This window comes from Mannheimia granulomatis (genome assembly GCF_011455695.1).
Classification (GTDB): domain Bacteria; phylum Pseudomonadota; class Gammaproteobacteria; order Enterobacterales; family Pasteurellaceae; genus Mannheimia; species Mannheimia granulomatis_A.
In genome coordinates, this window is sequence record NZ_CP015030.1 from 783,285 (window position 1) to 805,240 (window position 21,956).

Below are 21,956 nucleotides of genomic sequence, written 5' to 3' on the forward strand. Positions count from 1 at the left end.
ATTCTTGTATAATAAAGCCAATATTTACTTGATTCTAAAGAGATTTTTATGGCAACTATCGCACAAAACCCTCTCGTTCTGGTGGACGGTTCCTCTTATTTATATCGTGCTTTTCACGCATTCCCACCTTTAAGCAATCGCCATGGTGAGCCGACTGGCGCAATGTATGGTGTGCTGAATATGTTAAAAAGCCTCATTGCCCAAGTGCAGCCGAGCCATATTGCGGTAGTATTTGATGCGAAAGGCAAAACATTCCGTGATGAATTGTTCGAGCAATACAAATCTCATCGCCCGCCAATGCCGGATGATTTACGCCCTCAAATTGAACCTTTGCATCGCATTATCAAAGCCCTTGGCATTCCGCTGATTTCCATTGAGGGAGTCGAAGCTGATGACGTGATTGGCACACTTGCGGTGCAGGCGGCGAAAGAGGGTAAAGATGTGTTAATCAGCACGGGCGATAAGGACATGGCACAACTGGTGAACGATCACATTATGTTAATTAACACCATGAGCAACACTTTGCTAGATCGTGAAGGTGTTATTGAAAAATATGGTATTCCGCCGGAATTGATTATCGACTTTTTAGCGCTAATGGGAGATTCCTCTGATAATATTCCCGGTGTAAAAGGAGTTGGTGAGAAAACTGCACTTGCTTTATTGCAAGGTATTGGCTCGCTGAAATCCATTTATGCAAATTTAGATCAGGTTGCTACACTTTCTTTCCGTGGCGCAAAAAACTTTGCCCCGAAATTAGAGGCGGAAAAGGAAAATGCAGATTTATCTTATCTGCTTGCCACTATCAAAACTGATGTAGAATTAGAGGTAACTCATGATCAGCTTTTAACTCAACCGCAAAATCGTGCCGAGCTTGCTCAGTTATTTGAGCATTATGAATTTAAGCGTTGGCTAAATGAAGTGAATCAGAATGCCAATCCGGTAACTCAAACTCTAGCTGAAAAAGTGCCGAATAATTACCAAGCCACACAAGCGGTCAAAAAAGAGGAAAATTTTGCAACTGTAGTTCAAATTGACCGTAGCAAATATGAAACGGTAGATACTGAAGCAAAACTTTCTGCTTGGCTCAAAAAATTGCAAGAGGCGAAATTATTTGCGGTAGATACTGAAACTGACAGCCTCGATTCTGTTTCGGCAAATTTAGTCGGCATTTCATTTGGATTGGAAAATGGCGAGGCATGTTACATTCCGCTAGGGCATAAACAAAAAGCCCAACCTAAACAGGCGGATATGTTTGGCGATAGCGAGGATGAGCATGGTGAAACTGCAGACGAATTAGTAAAAAATCAGCTAAATTTAACCGCTTGCTTAAGCCAATTAAAGCCGATTTTAGAAAATGCCGAGATTAAAAAAATCGGACAAAATATTAAATATGATTTAACTGTATTGGCAAGTTATGGCATTGAACTGCAAGGTTTAGCCTTTGATACGATGATTGAGTCTTATACCTTAAACAGTACAGGTCGCCATAATATGGATGATTTGGCTGACCGCTATTTAGGACATAAAACCATTCCGTTTGAAGAGCTTGCCGGCAAGGGTAAAAATCAGCTCACATTCGATAAAATTGAGATTGAAAAAGCCGCTGAATATGCTGCGGAAGATGCAGATGTAACCATGAAACTACACCAAGTATTGTGGGAAAGCTTAGCTAAAGAGCCTGAATTAGTAAAGTTGTTCGATGAAATTGAAATGCCACTTGTTAGCGTGCTTTCTCGTATTGAACGTAATGGTGTGCTAATTGACCCGAAAAAATTACTTACCCAATCAGCAGAAATTGAACAGCGTTTGGCAGAAGTAGAACAGTTGGTTCATGCAGAAGCAGGGCAGGCGTTTAATTTGGCATCAACCAAACAGTTACAAGAAATTCTGTTTGAAAAACTAGGCTTGCCAGTAATTAAGAAAACGCCAAAAGGTGCACCTTCTACCAATGAAGAAGTGTTGGAAGAATTAGCTCAACAAGGGCATATTGTACCGAAACTATTGATGGAACACCGTGGACTCAGCAAGCTGAAATCAACTTACACTGATAAATTACCGCAATTGATTAATAAAAAGACAGGACGTGTTCACACCTCTTATAACCAAGCAGTAACAGCAACAGGCAGACTTTCTTCAAGTGATCCGAACTTACAAAATATTCCGATCCGAAACGAAGAAGGCAGACGCATTCGTCAAGCCTTTATCGCTCGAGAAGGCTACAAGATTGTGGCCGCGGACTATTCTCAAATCGAGCTACGCATTATGGCACACTTGGCGGATGATGAAGGTATGATCACCGCGTTTGCCCAAGGCAAAGATATCCATCGAGCCACTGCCGCTGAAATTTTTGGTGTAGCGTTAGATGAAGTAACCAGTGAACAACGCCGAAGTGCGAAGGCGATTAACTTCGGCTTGATTTACGGAATGTCATCCTTCGGTTTATCAAATCAGCTTGGTATTGGGCGGGCGGAAGCACAAAAATATATGGATCTGTATTTCAAACGCTATCCTGCAGTGCAACAGTTTATGACTGATATTCGCGAAGTAGCGGCAGAGAAAGGCTATGTAGAAACTTTATTTGGTCGCCGTTTGTATCTACCTGATATTAAATCCGGCAATGCGATTTTACGAAAAGCGGCAGAACGTGTAGCGATTAACGCCCCAATGCAAGGTACTGCAGCGGATATTATTAAAGTGGCGATGATCGGTATTGATAATGCAATTCGTGACAATGATGAAATCAAAATGATTATGCAAGTTCATGATGAATTGGTATTTGAAGTGAAAGCGGATAAAATTGAGCATTATAGCCAGCTTATCAAAACCGAAATGGAAAAAGCGATTAACCTTAAAGTACCGTTGATTGCGGAAATCGGTGTTGGTGAGAACTGGGACGAGGCACATTAATCTATACAATTGAATGCTTTTATTGTATTGTTGTAGTAGTTCGTTGATATGAAACTTTTAATGATTTGTATGTCTAAGGAGCAAGATATATTTTTATATTAAGAGATCGATCTCCCCTCTTTGCTAAAGAGGGGAACTAGATAAATGTAATCTAAAAGTATGCTCATAGCGTTATAAATTAAGGAAAACAAATGAAACCATTATTTAAAAAATCTGTCTTTGGTTTGGCTTTATTAGGGCTAGCTAGCTCTGCATTTGCAAATACTCAAGCGGTGGCGGAACTACAACGTCGTTTAGAGCAAATAAGCCAATACAGTGCCGATTTCGACCAAACTGTGCGTTCGAGTAAAGGCAAAGAAATTCAAAAAGGACAAGGCAAATTCCACGTAAAACGCCCGAATTTATTTAGAATGGACACCAAATCGCCACAGGAAAATTTGATTGTATCTGACGGTCAGAATTTATGGTTTTACGATCCTTTTGTTTCACAAGTAACGGTAAATACCGTAAAAGATGCGGTAAATAATACGCCTTTCGTATTGTTGACTAGTAGTGATAAAAGTCATTGGGATCAATATGATGTCACTCAAAATGCCGATACTTTTGTGCTAAAACCGAAATCGAAAAAGAGTAACTTAAAGCAATTTGATGTACGTATTGACCAAAGTGGCATGGTAAAAGGTTTTAGTACCATTGAGCGTGACGGACAAAGTAATTTATATGTATTACGTAATATTACCGCAGGTGGTGTATCAAGCGAGTTATTTAAATTCAGCGTACCGAAAGGGGCTGAATTAGATGACCAGCGTGGCGGTAAAAAAACGAAAAAATAATTAACATTACAAGCGGTTATTTTTGTCGGGAAATTTGCAAAAAACTGACATTTTCTAACCGCTTGTTTATTTTGAGGTGGCGATGAATACCCTTTATAACCAACGAGATCCAAAAGAATGGGAACAGTTTTTAACGCTGTTAAAAGATGCGGTGACAGAAGATAAACTCGAGCCGTTTTTTTCTCTTTTTCTCACACCTGATGAACGCGGCTCTTTAGGGTTACGTGTACAAATTGTGCAGGCGTTGCTGCAAGGTGAAACTTCTCAGCGTGAGATTCAACAAAATTTGAATACCAGTGCGGCAACTATTACTCGTGGCTCGAATATGTTAAAAACCTTAGACCAAGATTTTCTTCAATGGGTGAACGGTAAACTCAATGGCAAAGAGTAAAAGCAGATTTCTAGTGAAAATTTTGAAGAAATTCATGCTTTTTTTCCGACCGAAACGGATGATTTCTCTCAAAAGTTGGATCTGGTTTGCAGTTAGCCGTATTGTGACGTTGTTTGGTGGATTATTTTTGATTTTAACGCTGCTTTTTTCGGTAGTTCCTGTGCCGTATTCTGCTTATATGGTGCAGAAAAAAGTAGAAAATTTAATCCAAGGTAAATCATACACTATCAAAAAAGAATGGGTAAGCTTAGATGAAATCGCTTGGCAAATGCAGATGGCAGTGATTGCTTCGGAAGACCAAAAATTTGAAAGTCATTTCGGTTTAGATTTAAAAGCAATAGAAACAGCATTGCGATTAAATTCTAAGTCTAAAAAAGTGCGTGGCGGCTCTACTATTTCCCAACAGACAGTGAAAAATCTGTTTTTGTGGCACGGACAAAGTTGGTTAAGAAAAGGGATTGAAGCTCCATTAACCGTTGTGTTAGAACATATTTGGCGTAAAGATCGCATTTTAGAGGTGTACCTTAATATTGCTGAATTTGGTAACGGGATTTTTGGCGTAGAGGCAGCTGCTCAGCATTTTTTTAAAAAGTCGGCAAGAAATCTGACTTTACAAGAATCTGCACTATTGGCAGCTTCTTTACCAAATCCATTGGTGTTTCGAGTGGATAAACCGGGACCAGGAATGCGAAAACGTCAAGCGTGGATTATTCGTCAAGTTTACGCACTTGATGGAAAACATTATTTAGATAAGTTGTAACGGTTAGATTCTCTTATCACCTTAATATCAATTTGCAAAATGGCTTAAACAAGCGGTCGATTTTTACTGCTATTTTGCAAATTTCATTCAAAAAGGATGGCATACATGAAGTGGTTAATGCTGTGCCGAGAACCGAGCTTATATAGCTGCAAGCAGATCAAACGGGTATGTGAGCAAAAAGGGATCGAATTGGATATTTTAGATCCTAACAGAATGCTGTTGGTCTTGGCAGATGGGCAATTTCAGCTATTTTATCAAGAAGGCGAAAGTTACGATAAGAATCGCCCACCACTTAAATTATTAGGTAAATATGATGGTGTTTTACCTCGATTCGGCACCAGTAGTACCGAAATGGGGTGTGCCGTATTGCGCCATTTTGAGGCTCAGGGTACAGTTGTTTTAAATAGTGCAGATGCGTTTAGCTTGGCTCGTAATAAATGGCAAAGTTTGCAAGTTTTAATGGCAAATCAATTACCTGTTCCTCACACTTCCTTTGCTGGCAATTTAGTCTCTGTGGGTGAGCAGCTCGCTCAATATTCCTTCCCAATAGTAGCGAAGGTATTAAACGGCTCACAAGGAAATGGGGTGATGTTGTTTGAAAAGCCTGCTAATGCTGAAAGTGTTTTGGCCACTTTTTCTCAGCTAAATGAGCCTTATCTATCGCAACAGTTTATTGCAGAATCAAAAGGGCATGACTTTCGGGCTTTTGTAATTGGAGATAAGGTTGTTGCAGCAATGCAACGTGTAGGGGCTAAAGATGAATTCCGAGCTAATATTCATCAAGGCGGAACAGCAAAAATAGCTGAATTAACCGAGTCTGAGCAATACTGGGTTGTTAAAGCAGCACAAGCAATTGGACTTGAAGTAGCTGGAGTTGATTTTCTTCGAACGCAACAAGGGATCTTAATTTTAGAAGTGAATGCAAGCCCAGGGTTTGAAGGGATTGAGCAGGTTAATAAGGTGGATGTTGCTGAAGAAATGGTAAGCTACTTTCTGACAAAAATGTGAAATATACCTAATGAGAGTTAATTATAGCGGTTGTTTTTAATTAATTTTTTGCAAAATAGCGTTATTTTTTGTAAAAATATTAAAAATGAGATCTGAATCATAAAAATAAGCGATATTTAGGAGTAAAATATCGCTTATTTTATTGGCATGATTTAATCTAGATACTAAGGTAGTAAAATGAGTGATTTAAAACAACAAGCCCTTGATTTCCATGAATTTCCTGTTCCGGGAAAAATTTCTGTAACCCCAACCAAATCTCTACAAACCCAACATGATTTAGCTCTTGCTTATTCTCCAGGCGTTGCTGAGCCTTGCTTAGAAATTGAAAAAGATCCGGCTGCGGCACATCGCTATACTGCTCGGGGTAATTTAGTGGCAGTGATTTCCAATGGGACTGCAGTTTTAGGCTTAGGGAATATAGGCGCGTTAGCGAGTAAGCCTGTTATGGAAGGAAAAGGAGTGCTGTTTAAAAAATTTGCCGGGGTGGATGTATTTGATATTGAGATCAACGAAAACGATCCGGAGAAATTAGTGGATATTATCGCTTCCTTAGAGCCAACCTTTGGCGGTATTAATCTTGAAGATATTAAGGCTCCGGAATGTTTTTATATTGAGAATAAATTACGTGAGCGTATGAGCATTCCTGTTTTCCATGATGATCAGCACGGTACGGCAATTATTGTCGGTGCTGCGGCAATTAATGCGCTAGAGATTGTAGAAAAAAATATTGCAGATGTTCGTTTGGTAGTTAATGGAGCAGGGGCATCTGCGATAGCCTGCACTAACCTATTACATGCGTTAGGTTTTAGAAAAGAAAATATCACTATGTGCGACTCTAAAGGTGTTATCTATCAAGGACGAGGTGATAATATGGATAAAACCAAGCAATTTTATGCAATTGAAGATAATGGGTGGAGAACATTAGCTGATGCGGTTGCCGGTGCAGATGTATTTCTTGGTTGCTCTAAAGGTGGGGCATTAACTCAAGAAATGGTGAGAACAATGGCAAAAGACCCGTTAATTCTTGCTTTAGCTAATCCAACACCTGAAATCACCCCTGATGAAGCAAAAGCAGTCCGTGCCGATGCGATTGTATGTACCGGTCGCTCGGATTATAAAAATCAAGTAAATAATGTACTTTGCTTTCCGTTTTTATTCCGCGGGGCATTAGATGTTGGTGCAACAGCAATTAATGAAGAAATGAAAATGGCTGCAGCACATGCGATTGCAGAATTGGCAAAAGAACCGGTGCCGTTTGAAGTACTTTCTACCTATGGTGAGCTTTCTTTTGGACCGGAATATGTTATTCCAACCCCATTTGATCCTCGCTTAATTGTGAATGTATCTATTGGTGTTGCAAAAGCCGCAATTAGAACCGGAGTGGCCACCCGACCTATTAATGATTGGGATGCTTACGCCGAGCGTTTAAGAAAATTAGTGGCGTAAGAACATGAGAAATAAAGAGAGAGGCTAGCCTCTCTTTATTTTTTACTTTGCATTTTTTAATAATTCAAGTAAAATACGCGCTCGGCATTTTATTATAAACATGCCGAAGTTTTTCCAAAACAGCTGGGTCGCCTGCTGTTTTTTATATTAACGGGGATATCCCCATTTTTACTTTAAGAGAATTAAACAATGTCATTCAAATTTGAAGCTGAAGTTCGTTCTGCGCAAGGTAAGGGTGCGAGCCGCCGCCTGCGTCACAATGGTCAAGTTCCTGCAATCATCTACGGTGGTAATGCAGAGCCTGTATCAATCATTTTAGATCACGATAAAGTGAACAATGCACAAGTACACGATGCGTTTTATAGCGAAGTGTTAACTATCGTTGTTGCGGGTAAAGAAGAGCAAGTTAAAGTTCAAGCGATTCAACGCCACCCAACCAAACCAAAATTAGTTCACTTGGATTTCAAACGCGCGTAATTTCACTCGTTAGTGAACAGTAAATCTAAAGAAAAGGATTGAGTTTTTAAAACTCAATCCTTTTTTGTTTTAGTTATACGTCAAAAGTTGGACTAAATCAACCTTGCAGCTTCTTATGGGTAAATATTTTTAACATCATTTGAACCTTGTACAATATAGAGCTTAATATTAAGTTCATTGATGAATTGTCCAAGTTTGTATTTAAAGAATGCAGTAAAAAAAGAGCGTTGTATTACAACGCTCTCTCTTATATTTCACGCTCTATTTTGACAAATTTAGAATGGAATATCATCATCAAAATTATTCATCACAGGTTCAGCTTGAGATGCTGGTTTTGATTGCTGTGGTGTTGAGTTTGAGGTTTGACTATAACCATAATTACTATTACCTTGACTATAGCTGTTGCCTGCCGGTGCTGAGCTGCCCCAACTGCCCGGTTGGTTACCCATTTCACTACCTTGGTTACGACCACCTAGCATTTGTAAAACATCACCTTGAATTTCAGTAGTATATCTGTCTTGCCCATTTTGATCTTGCCATTTACGAGTGCGTAGGCGACCTTCGACATAAACCTGTGAGCCTTTACGTAAATATTGACCACAAACCTCAGCTTGACGGCGGTAAAATACGATTCGATGCCATTCTGTTATCTCACGGCGTTCACCGGTATTTTTATCTGTCCAACTCTCAGATGTTGCAACGCTAATGTTTGCAACTGCTTCGCCGTTTGGCATTGTACGCATTTCAGGGTCGTTACCTAGGTTTCCGACAATAATTACTTTATTGATACCAGCCATAAAATCCTCTGTGATTCAATTAATTAATAAATTCGAAAACATTCTACCGTAAAATTAGAAAGTTGAATATAAGAAAACTGATATTTTGTACAGTTTTATGAAAATATGCGATAATGATCGAAAATTTAGCACACTAAATCGGACGAAAAAATGCAATATATCGATATTCGCGGAGCAAGAACGCATAATTTAAAAAATATTAATTTAACTTTACCTAGAGATAAATTTATCGTCATTACCGGGCTGTCCGGCTCGGGAAAATCCTCTTTAGCTTTTGATACGCTCTATGCAGAAGGACAACGCCGTTACGTTGAATCACTTTCAGCCTATGCCCGCCAATTTCTTTCGCTAATGGAAAAACCGGATGTTGATCATATCGAGGGGCTTTCTCCGGCAATTTCCATTGAGCAAAAATCCACTTCACATAACCCTCGTTCTACGGTAGGAACAGTTACGGAAATTCATGACTATTTGCGTTTATTGTTTGCTCGAGTGGGGGAGCCTCGTTGCCCTGAACATGATGTACCACTTGCAGCGCAAACTATTTCTCAAATGGTTGATAGAGTATTGGAGGAGCCTGAAGGCAAGCGTTTAATGTTACTTGCCCCTGTGGTGAAAGATCGTAAAGGTGAACACGTAAAATTATTGGAAAATTTGACCGCTAGTGGTTATTTAAGAGCAAGGATTGATGGTGAAATTTGTGATCTTTCAGATCCACCTGCATTAGAACTACAGAAAAAACATACTATTGAAGTTGTGGTTGATCGCTTTAAAGTAAGACCAGATTTGGCAACTCGTTTAGCCGAATCTTTTGAAACAGCGTTAGAACTGTCCGGTTCTACAGCGATTATTGCGGATATGGATGATCCAACAGCAGAAGAAATTGTGTTTTCTTCCAGCTTTGCTTGCCCGCATTGTGGCTATTCGTTGCATGAATTAGAGCCTCGCTTGTTTTCCTTTAATAACCCGGCAGGGGCTTGCCCGACTTGTGATGGTTTGGGCGTTGAGCAATTTTTTGATGAGAAAAAAGTGATTCAGAATTACGATGTTTCGTTAGCTTCTGGCGCTATTAAAGGCTGGGATCGCCGTAGTTTCTATTATTTCGGGTTATTGAAGGCAGTTGCCGAGCATTATGGTTTTGATTTAGAAACACCATTTGGTCAGTTACCGAAAAAATATCAACAAATTATTTTAAATGGTAGCAAAGAAGAAATTGAGTTCGTTTATGTGAACGATCGAGGTGATAAAGTCAAACGCAAGCACCTTTTTGAGGGGGTGTTGAATAATATGGCTCGTCGCTATAAAGAAACAGAATCAAACTCCGTGCGAGAAGAGTTGGCAAAATATATTAACACTCGCCCTTGTGTGGAGTGTGAAGGTTCCCGACTTCGCCGTGAGGCTCGCTATGTATTTTTAGATAAAACCAATTTGCCGATGGTATCTGAAAAAAGTATTGGTGAGGCATTAACTTTCTTTGAAGAGATTAAGCTTTCAGGGCAAAAAGAGAAAATTGCCGAGAAGATCTTAAAAGAAATTCGCGAGCGTTTGCAGTTTTTAGTTAATGTTGGTTTGAATTATCTCTCGCTTTCCCGTTCGGCAGAAACTCTATCAGGAGGGGAGGCTCAACGAATCCGTCTTGCCAGCCAAATTGGTGCCGGCTTGGTAGGCGTAATGTATGTGTTGGATGAACCTTCTATCGGATTACACCAGCGAGATAACGAACGCCTACTTAATACTTTAGTGCATTTACGCAATTTAGGTAACACCGTGATTGTGGTTGAACACGATGAAGATGCGATTCGAGCCGCTGATCATATTGTGGATATTGGTCCGGGGGCCGGTGTTCATGGTGGGCAAGTTATTGCTCAAGGCACAGCAGCCGAGATTATGCAAATTGATGACTCTATTACAGGGCAGTTTTTATCCGGCAAGCAGAAAATTGAGATCCCCGCTCAAAGAGTACCTTATGACGGTTCGAAATTACTGACTTTAACAGGTGCAAGCGGCAATAACTTGAAAAAGGTGAAGCTTGAAATTCCGGTGGGTTTATTCACTTGTATTACCGGCGTGTCGGGTTCGGGTAAATCGACTTTAATCAATGATACTTTGTTCCCGCTTGCCCAAAATGCGTTGAACCGTGCGGAAAACAGCGATGTTGCCCCTTATGAATCCATTGATGGCTTATCGCATTTCGATAAAGTAATTGATATCGACCAAAGTCCGATTGGGCGAACACCACGTTCTAATCCGGCAACTTACACAGGTTTGTTCACCCCAATTCGTGAACTTTTTGCTGGCACGCAAGAGGCACGAGCCAGAGGCTACAACGTTGGGCGGTTTAGCTTTAACGTAAGAGGAGGACGATGCGAAGCTTGTCAAGGCGATGGTGTAATTAAGGTAGAGATGCACTTTTTACCGGATGTTTATGTGCCGTGCGACCATTGTAAAGGTAAGCGTTATAACCGTGAAACTTTGGAAATTCGCTATAAAGGTAAAACAATTCATCAAGTACTGGATATGACAGTAGAAGAGGCAAGAGAGTTTTTTGCTCCTGTTCCAATGATTGCTCGTAAACTACAAACTTTGATGGATGTGGGCTTGTCTTATATCCGTTTAGGGCAATCTTCTACCACACTGTCAGGCGGTGAAGCACAACGGGTGAAATTAGCGACCGAGCTTTCTAAACGAGATACAGGTAAAACACTCTATATTCTTGATGAGCCAACAACAGGCTTACATTTTGCGGATATTAAGCAATTATTATCGGTATTACATCGCTTGCGTGATCAAGGAAATACTATTGTGGTGATCGAACATAATTTAGATGTGATTAAAACCGCAGACTGGATTGTCGATCTTGGCCCGGAAGGCGGTAGCGGCGGTGGTGAAATTATCGCAACCGGCACACCGGAACAGGTGGCTAAAGACAAGCGTTCTCACACTGCAAGATTCTTGAAAGAAATATTGGCGAAGGGCTAATCTTGGGTACAAGCGGTTATATTTTTCTAAAATTTTGCAATTGCAAAAAATACTAAAAATATAACCGCTTGTTTTTTTATCATTATTTAATTTTGTTGCAATTCCGCCTGCCTAATCTTTTCAAAAACAGATTCCAAATCACTACTGAATTGAATTTGCTGAATTTCCGGTACGATTTTTTGCGAACGCACTAACATTCGCATCGGCTGAAATTGTACATTGCTCATATAAAGCTTCTGGTGCGGTAACATATGCTGCACAAAGCGAGTGAGAGCATGAATGCCTCCTGCATCAAGTACCGTAACCGCATCGCATTGTAAAACGATATGTTTGATTTCTTGGTCGGTATGAATGGTTTTTTCGTGTAAATCAGCAAATAAATTATCAGCAGCGGCAAAAAAGAGAGGGCCACTGATTCGATAAACTAAAGCATCTGCCAAATCTTGCGGTGCTGCCATTTCAATCGTTTTTGTCATTTCTGCAATGGTACGGATGAATAATAGGCTTGCCAGCAACACGCCAACTGTAATTGCAATAACCATATCAAATAATACAGTCAACGTAATACAAGTGATTAACACCGCAATTTCATTTTTTCCTGAACGGCGAATGAGCTGAATAATTTGAGGAATATCCGCCATATTCCACGCAACAACCAGTAATAAGGCTGCCATTGATGAAAGCGGTAAGTAAGAGAGTGCTTTAGCAAAGAACAATAATGCAAATAAAACCAGTAACGCATGAACCATGCTGGATATTGGCGAAACTGCACCTGATCTTACATTAGCTGCTGAACGTGCAATAGCTGCTGTTGCAGTAATACCGCCTAAAAATGGTGAGGCAATATTGCCTAGCCCTTGTGCGAGTAATTCATTGTTGGAATGGTGTTTTGTATTGGTCATGTTGTCGCAAACTACCGCACATAATAGTGATTCAATCGCACCAAGCATAGCCATTGAAAAAGCTGCAGGTAATAATGCTTGAAGGGTTGTGAGATTCCAATTAACTTTTTCCCCTTGTGGATTAGGAATATTCCAAGGCAGTGTAAATTCCGGTAGTACACTTGGAATACCATATCCAATCGTGCCATCCGGCAGAACATATTGGAAAGCTGTGCCAATGGTTGCGACATGATACCCAAACGAAATAAGTAATAGCGATAAAAGCGTGCCGATAATTACCGCAGGTAAATGCCCCGGAATCGGTAATCTTAATTTATGCCAGTGAGTCAATATGAAAAAAGTCACGATACCGACTAAGGTATCTGCCCAGTTTATCGTAGGTAAGGCGGTCACAAGCGTATTGATCTTCCCGATATAGTGTTCGGGCATCTCACTAACGGTTAAACCTAGAAAATCTTTAATTTGAAGGGTCGAAATCACAATACCTATTCCACAGGTAAAGCCTAAGGTAACCGGGAGAGGAATATACTCAATTAAACGTCCTAAACGTAGTAATGCCATTAACACTAAGATAATGCCCGACAGCAACGTTGCCATTAAAAGTCCGCTTAAACCGAATTGTTGTGTAACAGGGTATAAAATAACCACAAATGCAGCTGTTGGACCTGAAATATTAAACCTTGAACCACCCGTTAAGGCTATTACAAAACCTGCCACAATTGCCGTGTATAAGCCATGTTGTGGTGGCACGCCGCTAGCAATTGCCAATGCCATAGAAAGAGGAATAGCAATAACGCCAACGGTTAAGCCGGCAATAATATCTCTTACTAAATGTTTTTGAGTATAGCCTGCCTGAAAAGCATCTTTTAATGCACTAAAAGGTTTGACGGCTAGAAAGGTATTTTTTGTTAGAAACCATTTGTTTAGCATAGGTCATCCAATATCAATAGAATTTTGAGTTAATTTTACTGCAGTTATATAAATTAATTTTGAGCTAACGCAATAAATAATAAGAAAATGCAAATAAATATAAAGATGATTTATGACTGAAGAAAGCGGTCATTTTTTTCGAAAAAGTTGCAAATATAAATAATTAGCTGATTTTATCTTTAAAATAGCGTAAAATGCCGCATAAATTTGTACTACTATAGTAGTGCGTTTATTTTCAATTTATTTAACTGTAATAAAATAACAAACAAATGGACAGTATTATTCATTTTCTTAGTTCGTTTTTAACGAATATCACCTGGATTGGTGCCTTAGAGCTAGGCTTAATTTATGCCCTTGTTGCTTTAGGTGTGCTGATTTCCTATAAAATTCTCGATTTTCCCGATTTAACCGCAGACGGCAGTTTCCCTTTAGGTGGTGCGGTGTGTGTGATCAGTATTTTAAATCAAGTTGATCCTTGGCTTGCCACGCTATACGGTACCTTAGCCGGCGCGGTGGCAGGAGTGATTACCGCGAGTTTGCATATCGGCTTTAAAATTGAAAAATTGCTTGCCAGTATTTTGATGATGATAGCACTTTATTCCATAAACTTACGCATTATGGGAATGCCGAATATCGCAATTCTTGGTGAAACTACGATTTATGATGTGATGCTGATTGAAAATGATCTGCAACTGGCATTAGTACGATTAGTAATGGCATTGTTGGTTGTAGTAATTGTGAAATGCTTGTTCGATCTGTTTTTTGCAACGGAAACCGGCTTAGCAATTAGGGCCACCGGCACAAACAGCCGAATGGCTAAAGCACAAGGCATTGCTGTGAATAAAATGACTATTCTGGGTATGGCAATTTCTAATGCTTTAATTGCATTAGGCGGTGCTTTATATGTGCAAAGTAATGGCGGAGTGGATATTTCTATCGGTGTGGGAACTATTGTTATCGGGCTTGCGGCAGTGATTATCGGTGAAGCAATATTCTCGGTAAAACGCATTATTTGGCTCACATTTGCCGTGATTATCGGCTCAGTGTTATACCGCTGCTTTATTGCGCTTGCCTTGAACAACGAAACTTTAAACGGCGTCGGTTTTGGACCTCAAGATTTAAATTTAATTACTGCTTTACTTGTAGTAATTGTGCTAGCTTTGCCAAGAATCAAGCAAACATTTGTGAGCAAAAGGAGGTAATATGATTGAATTAAATAACCTATTTATTACCTTCAATAAAGGCACTGCAATTGAGAATCCGGTTTTGCGTGGCTTATCATTAAAAGTTGAACAAGGTGAGTTTGTTTCTGTTATTGGCAGCAACGGAGCAGGTAAATCTACGATGCTAAATGCTATTAGCGGAGATTGCGAAGTAGATTCGGGCGAAATTTTAATTCAGGGCAATAAAGTGAATAACACTACCACTTGGCAGCGAGCAAACCAAGTGGCAAGAGTATTCCAAGACCCAATGGCAGGCACCTGTGAAAGCCTAACGATTGAAGAAAATATGGCTCTTGCTTATCAGCGTGGTGGTAAACGTGGTTTGGGTTTTGCAATTAGACGCCAGATGCGCGAATTGTTCAAAGAAAAACTCTCACTTTTAGGATTAGGCTTAGAAAATCGTTTAACAGATCAGATGGGAAGATTGTCCGGAGGACAACGCCAAGCGGTAAGTTTATTAATGGCCTCTCTCCAACCGTCTAATATTTTATTACTCGATGAGCATACTGCAGCTTTAGATCCGAAAACTACCGACTTCGTGTTGGAATTAACCAATAAAATTGTGCGGGAGCAGAAGTTAACCACTCTTATGGTAACGCATTCCATGCGTCAAGCGTTAGATTATGGCGATCGTACGGTAATGCTGCACCAAGGGCAGGTCGCCTTTGATGTTTCAGGAGAGCAGCGTAAAAAAATGGATGTTCCTGATTTACTGGAACTGTTTCAACAAAATCGTCACGAGCAACTCAGTGATGATGGTTTATTATTAGGAAACTGACAAATTACTATTCTACAAGCGGTTTTTTTGTAAAATCTTTTGCAAATTCAACCGCTTGTCTTATTTTAAATGACAAAATACGACGATAAAATTTTCAATGCGTTTAGTGAAGACGGTTTATTAAGCCAAAATATCAAAGGCTTTCGCCCACGGGAAGCACAGTTAGAAATGGCCCAAGCGGTCGGAAAAGCAGTTAAATTTGCTACTCCTGTGGTGGTTGAAGCAGGTACCGGTACGGGCAAAACCTTTGCTTATTTGGTGCCAGCACTGTTGTCTGGCAAGAAGACGATTGTCTCCACTGGTTCAAAAAACCTACAAGATCAGCTTTTTAATCGAGATCTCCCTACTATTCAAAAAGCCTTGAAATATAAAGGTAAAGTGGCTTTGTTGAAGGGGCGGGCAAACTATCTCTGTCTAGAGCGATTGGATCAAGTTGTGGCGATGGGGGTATTAGGTGATAAATCTGTCCTTGCCGATTTGAAAAAGGTCACTAAGTGGCAAAATTCGACTAAAAGCGGTGATCTCAGCGAATGTGTTACGATTGCTGAGGATAGCCCGATTTTACCACAATTAGTGAGTACAACTGAAAGCTGTTTAGGCTCTGATTGCCCGCATTTTAAAGATTGCTATGTGGTACAGGCGCGCCGTAAGGCAATGGAGGCTGATGTGGTTGTCGTTAATCATCATCTGTTTTGTGCTGATATGGCGGTGAAAGAAACTGGCTTTGGTGAGCTTATCCCTGAAGCAGAGTTGGTGATTTTCGATGAGGCCCATCAACTACCTGACATCGCTAGCCAATATTTCGGACAATCGCTTTCTTCCCGCCAACTTTTTGATATTTGCAAAGACACTAATATTGTTTATCGCACCGAATTAAAAGATGCGGCTCAATTAGGTAAAGCTTCAGATCACCTGACTAAAGTGGTGCAAGATTTCCGTTTATTGATTGGCGGAGAAGGGCAAATTCGGGGGAATTTGCGAGAGCTGTTTCGCGACCAAAAAGTAGTAGATGGCTTGGTGAAAGTATCGGAAAATATTGATTTTTTAAGTGAAGTAGTGAAGAAATCGCTAGGACGTTCGGAAACTTTGGATAAAATTTTTGAACGCTTGGCGGAAGTAAAAGTTCAACTGAAAAAATTAATGGACACTAGCGTAACAGGCTATTGCTATTGGTATGAGGTTAATGGTCGATCTTTCGGGTTGCATATTACGCCTTTAACGGTGGCAGATAAATTTGGTGAGCAGCTCAAAAATCAAAAAATTGGCTGGGTGTTTACTTCTGCGACGCTAGAGGTTGGTGGCAATTTTAACCATTTTTGTCAACGCTTAGGCATTGAAAATGCTGAGCAATTGGTGTTACAAAGCCCGTTTGATTATCAAAATCAATCATTGCTTTGTGTGCCACGCTACTTGCCGGATACTAACAAAGCTCATACTTTAAGTGCATTAGGGCAGATGTTGCAGCCTGTGATTGAGGCTAACAACGGACGTTGTTTTTTACTTTGCACCTCTTATTATATGATGAGGGGTTTGGCAGACTTTTTGCGAGAGCATAGTTCGCTAAATGTACTGTTGCAAGGTGAAACCAGCAAGAGCCGTTTGTTAGAAAAATTCGTGAAGGAAGATAATTCGGTTTTAGTTGCTACCCAAAGTTTTTGGGAAGGAATTGATGTGAGGGGTGATGATTTATCTTTGGTGATTATCGATAAATTACCTTTTTCTTCACCGGACGAGCCATTGCTAAAAGCACGAATGGAAGATTGCAAACTGCAAGGTGGTGAGCCGTTTAACGATATTCAGATCCCAGAGGCTGTTATCACTCTAAAACAAGGGGTAGGACGCTTAATTCGTGATGTGAGCGACCGAGGTGTGGTGATTATTTGTGATTCCCGTTTAGTAATGCGAAATTACGGTCAAACTTTCTTGAAAAGTTTGCCGCCATCTAAACGTACGCGAGATTTGAATTTGGTGATTCAATTTCTTAAAGAGGCAAACTAAATATTGGTTACAAGCGGTCATATTTTTCTTAAATTTTGCAAAAAATTACATAAAAATGACCGCTTGTTTGAGGTTATATCTGCTTAATCCAAACAAAATTTGCTTAAATGCTGAACATCCTTTGGCTTTATTTGGTAACTGATTGAAATCAAGGTACAATAGAGCCAATTTTTAATTAAAGATTGAATTAGAATGCAAGAACAAAAAAACAAAGAGAAAGATCTTTCTACGCTAAAAACTTTTAAAAGGTTATGGCCGACTATCAGCCCGTTTAAGGTAGGCTTGATTGCAGGGGCAATTGCCTTAGTGCTTAATGCGTTGGTAGATTCCAGCTTAATTTATTTGCTAAAACCGCTATTAGATGAGGGGTTTGGTAAGGCAGATAACAGCTTTTTAAAATTAATGGCTGTTTTAGTGATCGTTTTTATTTTAGTTCGAGGGGTAACCAATTATATTGCCAGCTATTGTTTAGCTTGGGTTTCAGGCAAGGTAGTGATGACCTTACGTCGTAAAATTTTCCAACATTTGATGTATATGCCAGTCAGCTATTTTGACAATAACCCGACTGGGCGTTTACTTTCCCGTGTTACTTATGATACCGAAATGGTGGCAACTTCCTCCTCCCATTCTTTAGTCACTATTGTGCGTGAAGGAGCTTATTTAATCTCTTTATTTGTGGTGATGATTTATACCAGTTGGCAGCTTTCGATAGTCTTATTTATTATGGCTCCGATTATCGGGATTTTGATCGGTTTTGTCTCTAAATATTTCCGCAAATTAAGCCGTAATATTCAAAGCTCAATGGGAGAATTAACGGTTACAACCGAGCAAATGCTAAAAGGGCATAAAGAAGTATTGTCTTTTGGCGGGCATGAAGTCGAAAAGGAACGCTTTGAGCGAGTAAGTAATGATATGCGTCGCAAAGGTATGAAAGTGGTTTCTGCCGATGGTATTTCTGACGGAGTGGTGCAATTAATTGCTTCTTTTGCCTTATCGGCGGTGCTTTATGTAGCCACTTTTCCTGAAGTCATGAGCGAAAATTTAACTGCGGGTTCTTTTACTGTGGTTTTTTCGTCAATGATGGCAATGCTTCGTCCATTAAAATCACTCACTAATGTTAACTCACAATTCCAACGTGGTATGGCTGCGTGCCAAACCTTGTTTGAGTTTTTAGATTTAAAAACGGAAAAAGATCAAGGAACAACGGTAGTAGAGAGAGCTGAGGGTAATGTGGAATTCAGAAATGTGAGTTTTACTTATGAAGGCAAAGATGAAAAAGCGTTAAATCAGATCTCTTTTACTATTCCAAAAGGAAAAACAGTTGCATTAGTAGGGCGTTCAGGCTCGGGTAAATCAACCATTGCTAAATTGTTGACCCGTTTTTATGATATTGATAGTGGCGAAATTTTATTAGATGGCATTAATATTCAAGATTACAGATTAAAAAACTTGCGTGAACATTGTTCGGTAGTTTCCCAGCAAGTGCATCTGTTTAACGATACTATCGCTAATAATATTGCCTATGCTGCGACTGATAAATATAGTCGTGAGCAAATTATCGCTGCAGCTAAAGCTGCCCATGCTATGGAATTTATTGAAAAATTAGACGATGGGCTAGACACCATTATTGGCGAAAATGGGGCAAGTTTATCCGGCGGTCAGCGTCAGCGTTTGGCGATTGCTCGAGCCTTATTACGTAATTCACCAGTGTTGATACTTGATGAAGCAACTTCCGCATTGGATACCGAGTCGGAGCGAGCAATTCAATTAGCATTGGAGACATTACAAAAAGATCGCACGGTATTGGTGATCGCTCACCGTTTATCTACTATTGAAAAAGCGGATGAAATTTTAGTTGTTGAGCAAGGCGATATTATTGAACGTGGTAATCATGCGGACTTGCTGGCATTTGGTGGGGCGTATAAACAACTGTATAGCTTGCAGTTTGGTGCTTAATTAATTTAATATCGCAAGCGGTTATTTTTATCTGAAAAATTGCAAAATCTATTGAAAATAAGACCGCTTGTTGCTTTATATTTGAGAATACTATGAAAAAAATCACAAAATTATTATCGCTAAGTGCAATGCTGGTGTTAACTGCTTGTAATTCGGTTTTAGATGCGCCGACAGAAGTGCAAACGCCAACGGTACAAATTGCTCATGATGATCCAAAATGGCAGCAGCATTTAGCTCAGTTAGCTAAAATTCAAAGCTATAAAGCAAGTGGGCAATTTGGCTATATTTCTCCGGAAGAGCGTTTTTCTTCTCACTTTAAGTGGCAATATGATAATCCTATCCATTTTGGCTTAGAACTTTCCTCAAATCTCTCAAGTAAATCTATGAAATTACAGCGTACTAAACGTGGTTTAACAGTGTCTGATAGTGAAGGAAATTCGAGATCGGATCGTGACATCAATGCGTTAATGCAAGAGATTATTGGGGTGTCTTTCCCTATCGACCAGTTTGCCTATTGGGTAAAAGGACAGCCAGAAAAAGAGGGAAATTATGTAGTAAATGAAAAGCGTCAGCTTTCACAATTTAGCTATCCACTAAACGGTACAGTTTGGAAAGCAAGTTATGTGGAATATCACGAAGACCGTGTACCGAATTTACCGAAGTTGATTGTGCTGGAAAACGGAACCCAAACTTTGAAAATCCGTATTGAGAAATGGACTTATTAATGGATAAAATGATTTTACCGAGTCCGGCAAAATTAAATTTGTTTTTATATATTACCGGCAAGCGTTTAGATGGTTATCATGAATTGCAAACCCTATTCCAATTTTTGGATTTTGGGGATGAAATCGACATTGAAATCACAGACAATCCTGAAATTGAATTAACGAATCAAGTACAGGGTGTTGCAGTGGAAGATAATCTGATTTATCGAGCTGCAAAACTTTTGCAAAAAACAACCGCTTGTAGCAAAGGGGCAAGAATCGGTATCCGTAAAAATTTGCCTATGGGCGGTGGTGTCGGTGGCGGCTCTTCCAATGCGGCAACTGTGTTAGTCGGGCTTAATCATTTATGGCAAACAGGGCTTTCGCTTGAGCAGCTTGCGGAATTAGGGCTTTCATTAGGGGCTGATGTGCCTATATTTGTTAGAGGAGTTGCATCCTTTGCGGAAGGTGTTGGGGAGATCTTAACGCCTTGTTCTCCTGAAGAAAAATGGTATGTAGTGCTTAAGCCTGAAGTCTCTATTTCTACCGCTGTTGTTTTTAATGATCCTAATTTACCCAGAAATACTGAAAAACGCACATTGGTCGAATTACTCTCTTCAACTTGGGCAAACGATTGCGAAAAAGTTGTGCGTAATCAATATTCAGAGGTTGAAGATCTTATGCAAGAATTGTTACAATATGCACAGTTCAGGCTAACAGGCACAGGAGCTTGTATTTTTGCCGAATTTAGCTCTAAAGCCGAAGCAGAGCAGGTTTTTGCACATAAACCTCAACATATATTCGGGTTTGTTGCAAAAGGGCAAAATATTTCGCCATTACATCAAAAATTATATTCCAAATCTAACCATCATTAATCGAAGGATCAATTCATGTCAGATATTAAACTGTTTGCGGGAAACGCCACTCCGGAACTTGCTAATCGTATTGCAAAACATCTTTATACTTCTTTAGGAAATGCAATCGTTGGTCGTTTTAGTGATGGTGAAATTCAAGTGCAAATTAACGAAAATGTGCGTGGGGGCGACATTTTCATTGTGCAATCAACTTGTGCACCGACTAATGATAATTTAATGGAATTGATTGTTATGGTTGATGCCTTACGCCGTGCTTCAGCCGGTCGTATTACTGCGGTTATTCCTTATTTTGGCTATGCCCGTCAAGATCGTCGTGTGCGTTCAGCCCGTGTGCCGATTACAGCTAAGGTGATTGCGGATTTTCTATCAAGCGTAGGTGTTGATAGAGTCTTGACCTGTGACTTACATGCTGAGCAAATCCAAGGCTTCTTTGATGTTCCTGTTGATAACGTTTTTGGTTCACCTGTACTGATTGATGATATTTTGAAGAAGTCAGACTTAGTCAATCCTATCGTTGTTTCACCGGATATTGGCGGGGTAGTGCGTGCTCGTGCAGTGGCGAAATTATTAAATGATACTGATATGGCAATTATTGATAAACGTCGTCCAAAAGCAAATGTTTCCCAAGTAATGCATATCATCGGTGATGTGGCTGATCGTGATTGTATTTTAGTTGATGATATGATTGATACCGGTGGTACTTTAGTGAAAGCGGCTGAAGCATTAAAAGAGCGTGGTGCTCGACGTGTGTTTGCTTATGCAACTCATGCTGTTTTCTCTGGCACAGCAGCTCAAAACTTAGCAAATCCTGCATTAGATGAAGTTGTGGTAACAGATACTATTCCGTTATCAAATGAGATTAAAGCATTGAATAAAGTTCGTGTTTTAACATTATCTGGAATGCTTGCTGAAGCTATTCGCCGTATTAGCAATGAAGAGTCAATTTCTGCTATGTTTGACGCATAAATGTATTTAATTAAGGAGCCCGGTCG

General features: G+C 39.8%; 17 protein-coding genes. 15 read left to right on the forward strand and 2 right to left on the reverse strand.

The features are described 5' to 3' along the window. The first annotated feature begins 48 nt into the window (after nt 1-48). The 7 genes from polA (at nt 49) to rplY (ending at nt 7,822) form a co-directional block, all read left to right on the forward strand. The gene (gene polA, locus A4G16_RS03895) at nt 49-2,907 is read left to right on the forward strand and encodes a DNA polymerase I (RefSeq protein ID WP_165888776.1); all 2,859 of its coding nucleotides are present in this window, start codon (nt 49-51) and stop codon (nt 2,905-2,907) included. A gap of 191 nt (nt 2,908-3,098) precedes the next feature. After that, nucleotides 3,099-3,740 (forward strand): outer membrane lipoprotein chaperone LolA, encoded by a 642-nt coding sequence (gene lolA / locus A4G16_RS03900; RefSeq protein WP_165888777.1) that lies wholly within the window; start codon nt 3,099-3,101, stop codon nt 3,738-3,740. An 82-nt stretch (nt 3,741-3,822) separates the two neighbouring features. Continuing rightward, on the forward strand, nt 3,823-4,131 hold the full coding sequence (gene trpR, locus A4G16_RS03905; RefSeq protein ID WP_027074683.1) for a trp operon repressor: 309 nt from the start codon (nt 3,823-3,825) through the stop codon (nt 4,129-4,131). Further along, nucleotides 4,118-4,891 (forward strand): monofunctional biosynthetic peptidoglycan transglycosylase, encoded by a 774-nt coding sequence (mtgA, locus tag A4G16_RS03910; protein ID WP_165888778.1) that lies wholly within the window; start codon nt 4,118-4,120, stop codon nt 4,889-4,891. Before trpR ends, mtgA begins: the two co-directional genes overlap by 14 nt. 105 nt (nt 4,892-4,996) lie before the next feature. Further along, nucleotides 4,997-5,899 (forward strand): ATP-grasp domain-containing protein, encoded by a 903-nt coding sequence (locus tag A4G16_RS03915; RefSeq protein WP_165888779.1) that lies wholly within the window; start codon nt 4,997-4,999, stop codon nt 5,897-5,899. A gap of 177 nt (nt 5,900-6,076) precedes the next feature. Then, on the forward strand, nt 6,077-7,345 hold the full coding sequence (locus tag A4G16_RS03920) for a malic enzyme-like NAD(P)-binding protein (protein WP_165888780.1): 1,269 nt from the start codon (nt 6,077-6,079) through the stop codon (nt 7,343-7,345). A 189-nt stretch (nt 7,346-7,534) separates the two neighbouring features. Continuing rightward, on the forward strand, nt 7,535-7,822 hold the full coding sequence (gene rplY, locus A4G16_RS03925; RefSeq protein WP_027074679.1) for a 50S ribosomal protein L25: 288 nt from the start codon (nt 7,535-7,537) through the stop codon (nt 7,820-7,822). Nucleotides 7,823-8,097: 275 nt separating this feature from the next. On the opposite strand, the gene A4G16_RS03930 is transcribed toward rplY, so the two are convergent. Beyond that, nucleotides 8,098-8,619, reverse strand: coding sequence for a single-stranded DNA-binding protein (locus A4G16_RS03930; protein WP_165888781.1), 522 nt, complete (start codon nt 8,617-8,619; stop codon nt 8,098-8,100). A 150-nt stretch (nt 8,620-8,769) separates the two neighbouring features. Here A4G16_RS03930 and uvrA point away from each other — a divergent pair, with 150 nt between their 5' ends. Continuing rightward, nucleotides 8,770-11,598 carry an excinuclease ABC subunit UvrA gene (gene uvrA, locus A4G16_RS03935; RefSeq protein ID WP_165888782.1) on the forward strand — a complete coding sequence of 943 codons (2,829 nt, stop codon included), beginning with the start codon at nt 8,770-8,772 and terminating at the stop codon, nt 11,596-11,598. An 86-nt stretch (nt 11,599-11,684) separates the two neighbouring features. Here the strand turns inward: uvrA and dauA are convergent, their stop codons facing one another. Then, the gene (gene dauA / locus A4G16_RS03940) at nt 11,685-13,430 is read right to left on the reverse strand and encodes a C4-dicarboxylic acid transporter DauA (protein ID WP_165888783.1); all 1,746 of its coding nucleotides are present in this window, start codon (nt 13,428-13,430) and stop codon (nt 11,685-11,687) included. A gap of 269 nt (nt 13,431-13,699) precedes the next feature. Here dauA and A4G16_RS03945 point away from each other — a divergent pair, with 269 nt between their 5' ends. The 7 genes from A4G16_RS03945 (at nt 13,700) to A4G16_RS03975 (ending at nt 21,930) form a co-directional block, all read left to right on the forward strand. Next, a complete protein-coding gene (locus A4G16_RS03945) occupies nt 13,700-14,632 on the forward strand; it encodes an ABC transporter permease (protein WP_165888784.1) in 933 nt (310 codons plus the stop codon). A 1-nt stretch (nt 14,633) separates the two neighbouring features. Continuing rightward, nucleotides 14,634-15,431: an ABC transporter ATP-binding protein gene (locus A4G16_RS03950; RefSeq protein ID WP_165888785.1), complete on the forward strand. Its 798-nt coding sequence runs from the start codon at nt 14,634-14,636 to the stop codon at nt 15,429-15,431. Nucleotides 15,432-15,500: 69 nt separating this feature from the next. Then, nucleotides 15,501-17,429 carry an ATP-dependent DNA helicase gene (locus A4G16_RS03955; RefSeq protein ID WP_165888786.1) on the forward strand — a complete coding sequence of 643 codons (1,929 nt, stop codon included), beginning with the start codon at nt 15,501-15,503 and terminating at the stop codon, nt 17,427-17,429. 192 nt (nt 17,430-17,621) lie between these two features. After that, nucleotides 17,622-19,385, forward strand: a complete 1,764-nt coding sequence (gene msbA / locus A4G16_RS03960; RefSeq protein ID WP_165888787.1) for a lipid A ABC transporter ATP-binding protein/permease MsbA — start codon at nt 17,622-17,624, stop codon at nt 19,383-19,385. A gap of 92 nt (nt 19,386-19,477) precedes the next feature. Then, the gene (lolB, locus tag A4G16_RS03965) at nt 19,478-20,110 is read left to right on the forward strand and encodes a lipoprotein insertase outer membrane protein LolB (RefSeq protein ID WP_165888788.1); all 633 of its coding nucleotides are present in this window, start codon (nt 19,478-19,480) and stop codon (nt 20,108-20,110) included. Beyond that, nucleotides 20,098-20,964 (forward strand): 4-(cytidine 5'-diphospho)-2-C-methyl-D-erythritol kinase, encoded by an 867-nt coding sequence (gene ispE, locus A4G16_RS03970; RefSeq protein ID WP_207951344.1) that lies wholly within the window; start codon nt 20,098-20,100, stop codon nt 20,962-20,964. Before lolB ends, ispE begins: the two co-directional genes overlap by 13 nt. Before the next feature lie 15 nt (nt 20,965-20,979). Then, the gene (locus tag A4G16_RS03975; protein WP_027074667.1) at nt 20,980-21,930 is read left to right on the forward strand and encodes a ribose-phosphate pyrophosphokinase; all 951 of its coding nucleotides are present in this window, start codon (nt 20,980-20,982) and stop codon (nt 21,928-21,930) included. Nucleotides 21,931-21,956 lie beyond the last annotated feature (26 nt).

Coding starts and splice junctions, on each gene's coding strand:
- lolA (WP_165888777.1), top strand. CDS start 3,099: ATGAAACCATTATTTAAAAAATCTGTCTTTGGTTTGGCTTTATTAGGG.
- A4G16_RS03945 (WP_165888784.1), top strand. CDS start 13,700: ATGGACAGTATTATTCATTTTCTTAGTTCGTTTTTAACGAATATCACC.
- mtgA (WP_165888778.1), top strand. CDS start 4,118: ATGGCAAAGAGTAAAAGCAGATTTCTAGTGAAAATTTTGAAGAAATTC.
- ispE (WP_207951344.1), top strand. CDS start 20,098: ATGGACTTATTAATGGATAAAATGATTTTACCGAGTCCGGCAAAATTA.
- A4G16_RS03950 (WP_165888785.1), top strand. CDS start 14,634: ATGATTGAATTAAATAACCTATTTATTACCTTCAATAAAGGCACTGCA.
- trpR (WP_027074683.1), top strand. CDS start 3,823: ATGAATACCCTTTATAACCAACGAGATCCAAAAGAATGGGAACAGTTT.
- polA (WP_165888776.1), top strand. CDS start 49: ATGGCAACTATCGCACAAAACCCTCTCGTTCTGGTGGACGGTTCCTCT.
- lolB (WP_165888788.1), top strand. CDS start 19,478: ATGAAAAAAATCACAAAATTATTATCGCTAAGTGCAATGCTGGTGTTA.
- A4G16_RS03920 (WP_165888780.1), top strand. CDS start 6,077: ATGAGTGATTTAAAACAACAAGCCCTTGATTTCCATGAATTTCCTGTT.
- A4G16_RS03930 (WP_165888781.1), bottom strand. CDS start 8,619: ATGGCTGGTATCAATAAAGTAATTATTGTCGGAAACCTAGGTAACGAC.
- A4G16_RS03975 (WP_027074667.1), top strand. CDS start 20,980: ATGTCAGATATTAAACTGTTTGCGGGAAACGCCACTCCGGAACTTGCT.
- A4G16_RS03915 (WP_165888779.1), top strand. CDS start 4,997: ATGAAGTGGTTAATGCTGTGCCGAGAACCGAGCTTATATAGCTGCAAG.
- msbA (WP_165888787.1), top strand. CDS start 17,622: ATGCAAGAACAAAAAAACAAAGAGAAAGATCTTTCTACGCTAAAAACT.
- rplY (WP_027074679.1), top strand. CDS start 7,535: ATGTCATTCAAATTTGAAGCTGAAGTTCGTTCTGCGCAAGGTAAGGGT.
- uvrA (WP_165888782.1), top strand. CDS start 8,770: ATGCAATATATCGATATTCGCGGAGCAAGAACGCATAATTTAAAAAAT.
- A4G16_RS03955 (WP_165888786.1), top strand. CDS start 15,501: ATGACAAAATACGACGATAAAATTTTCAATGCGTTTAGTGAAGACGGT.
- dauA (WP_165888783.1), bottom strand. CDS start 13,430: ATGCTAAACAAATGGTTTCTAACAAAAAATACCTTTCTAGCCGTCAAA.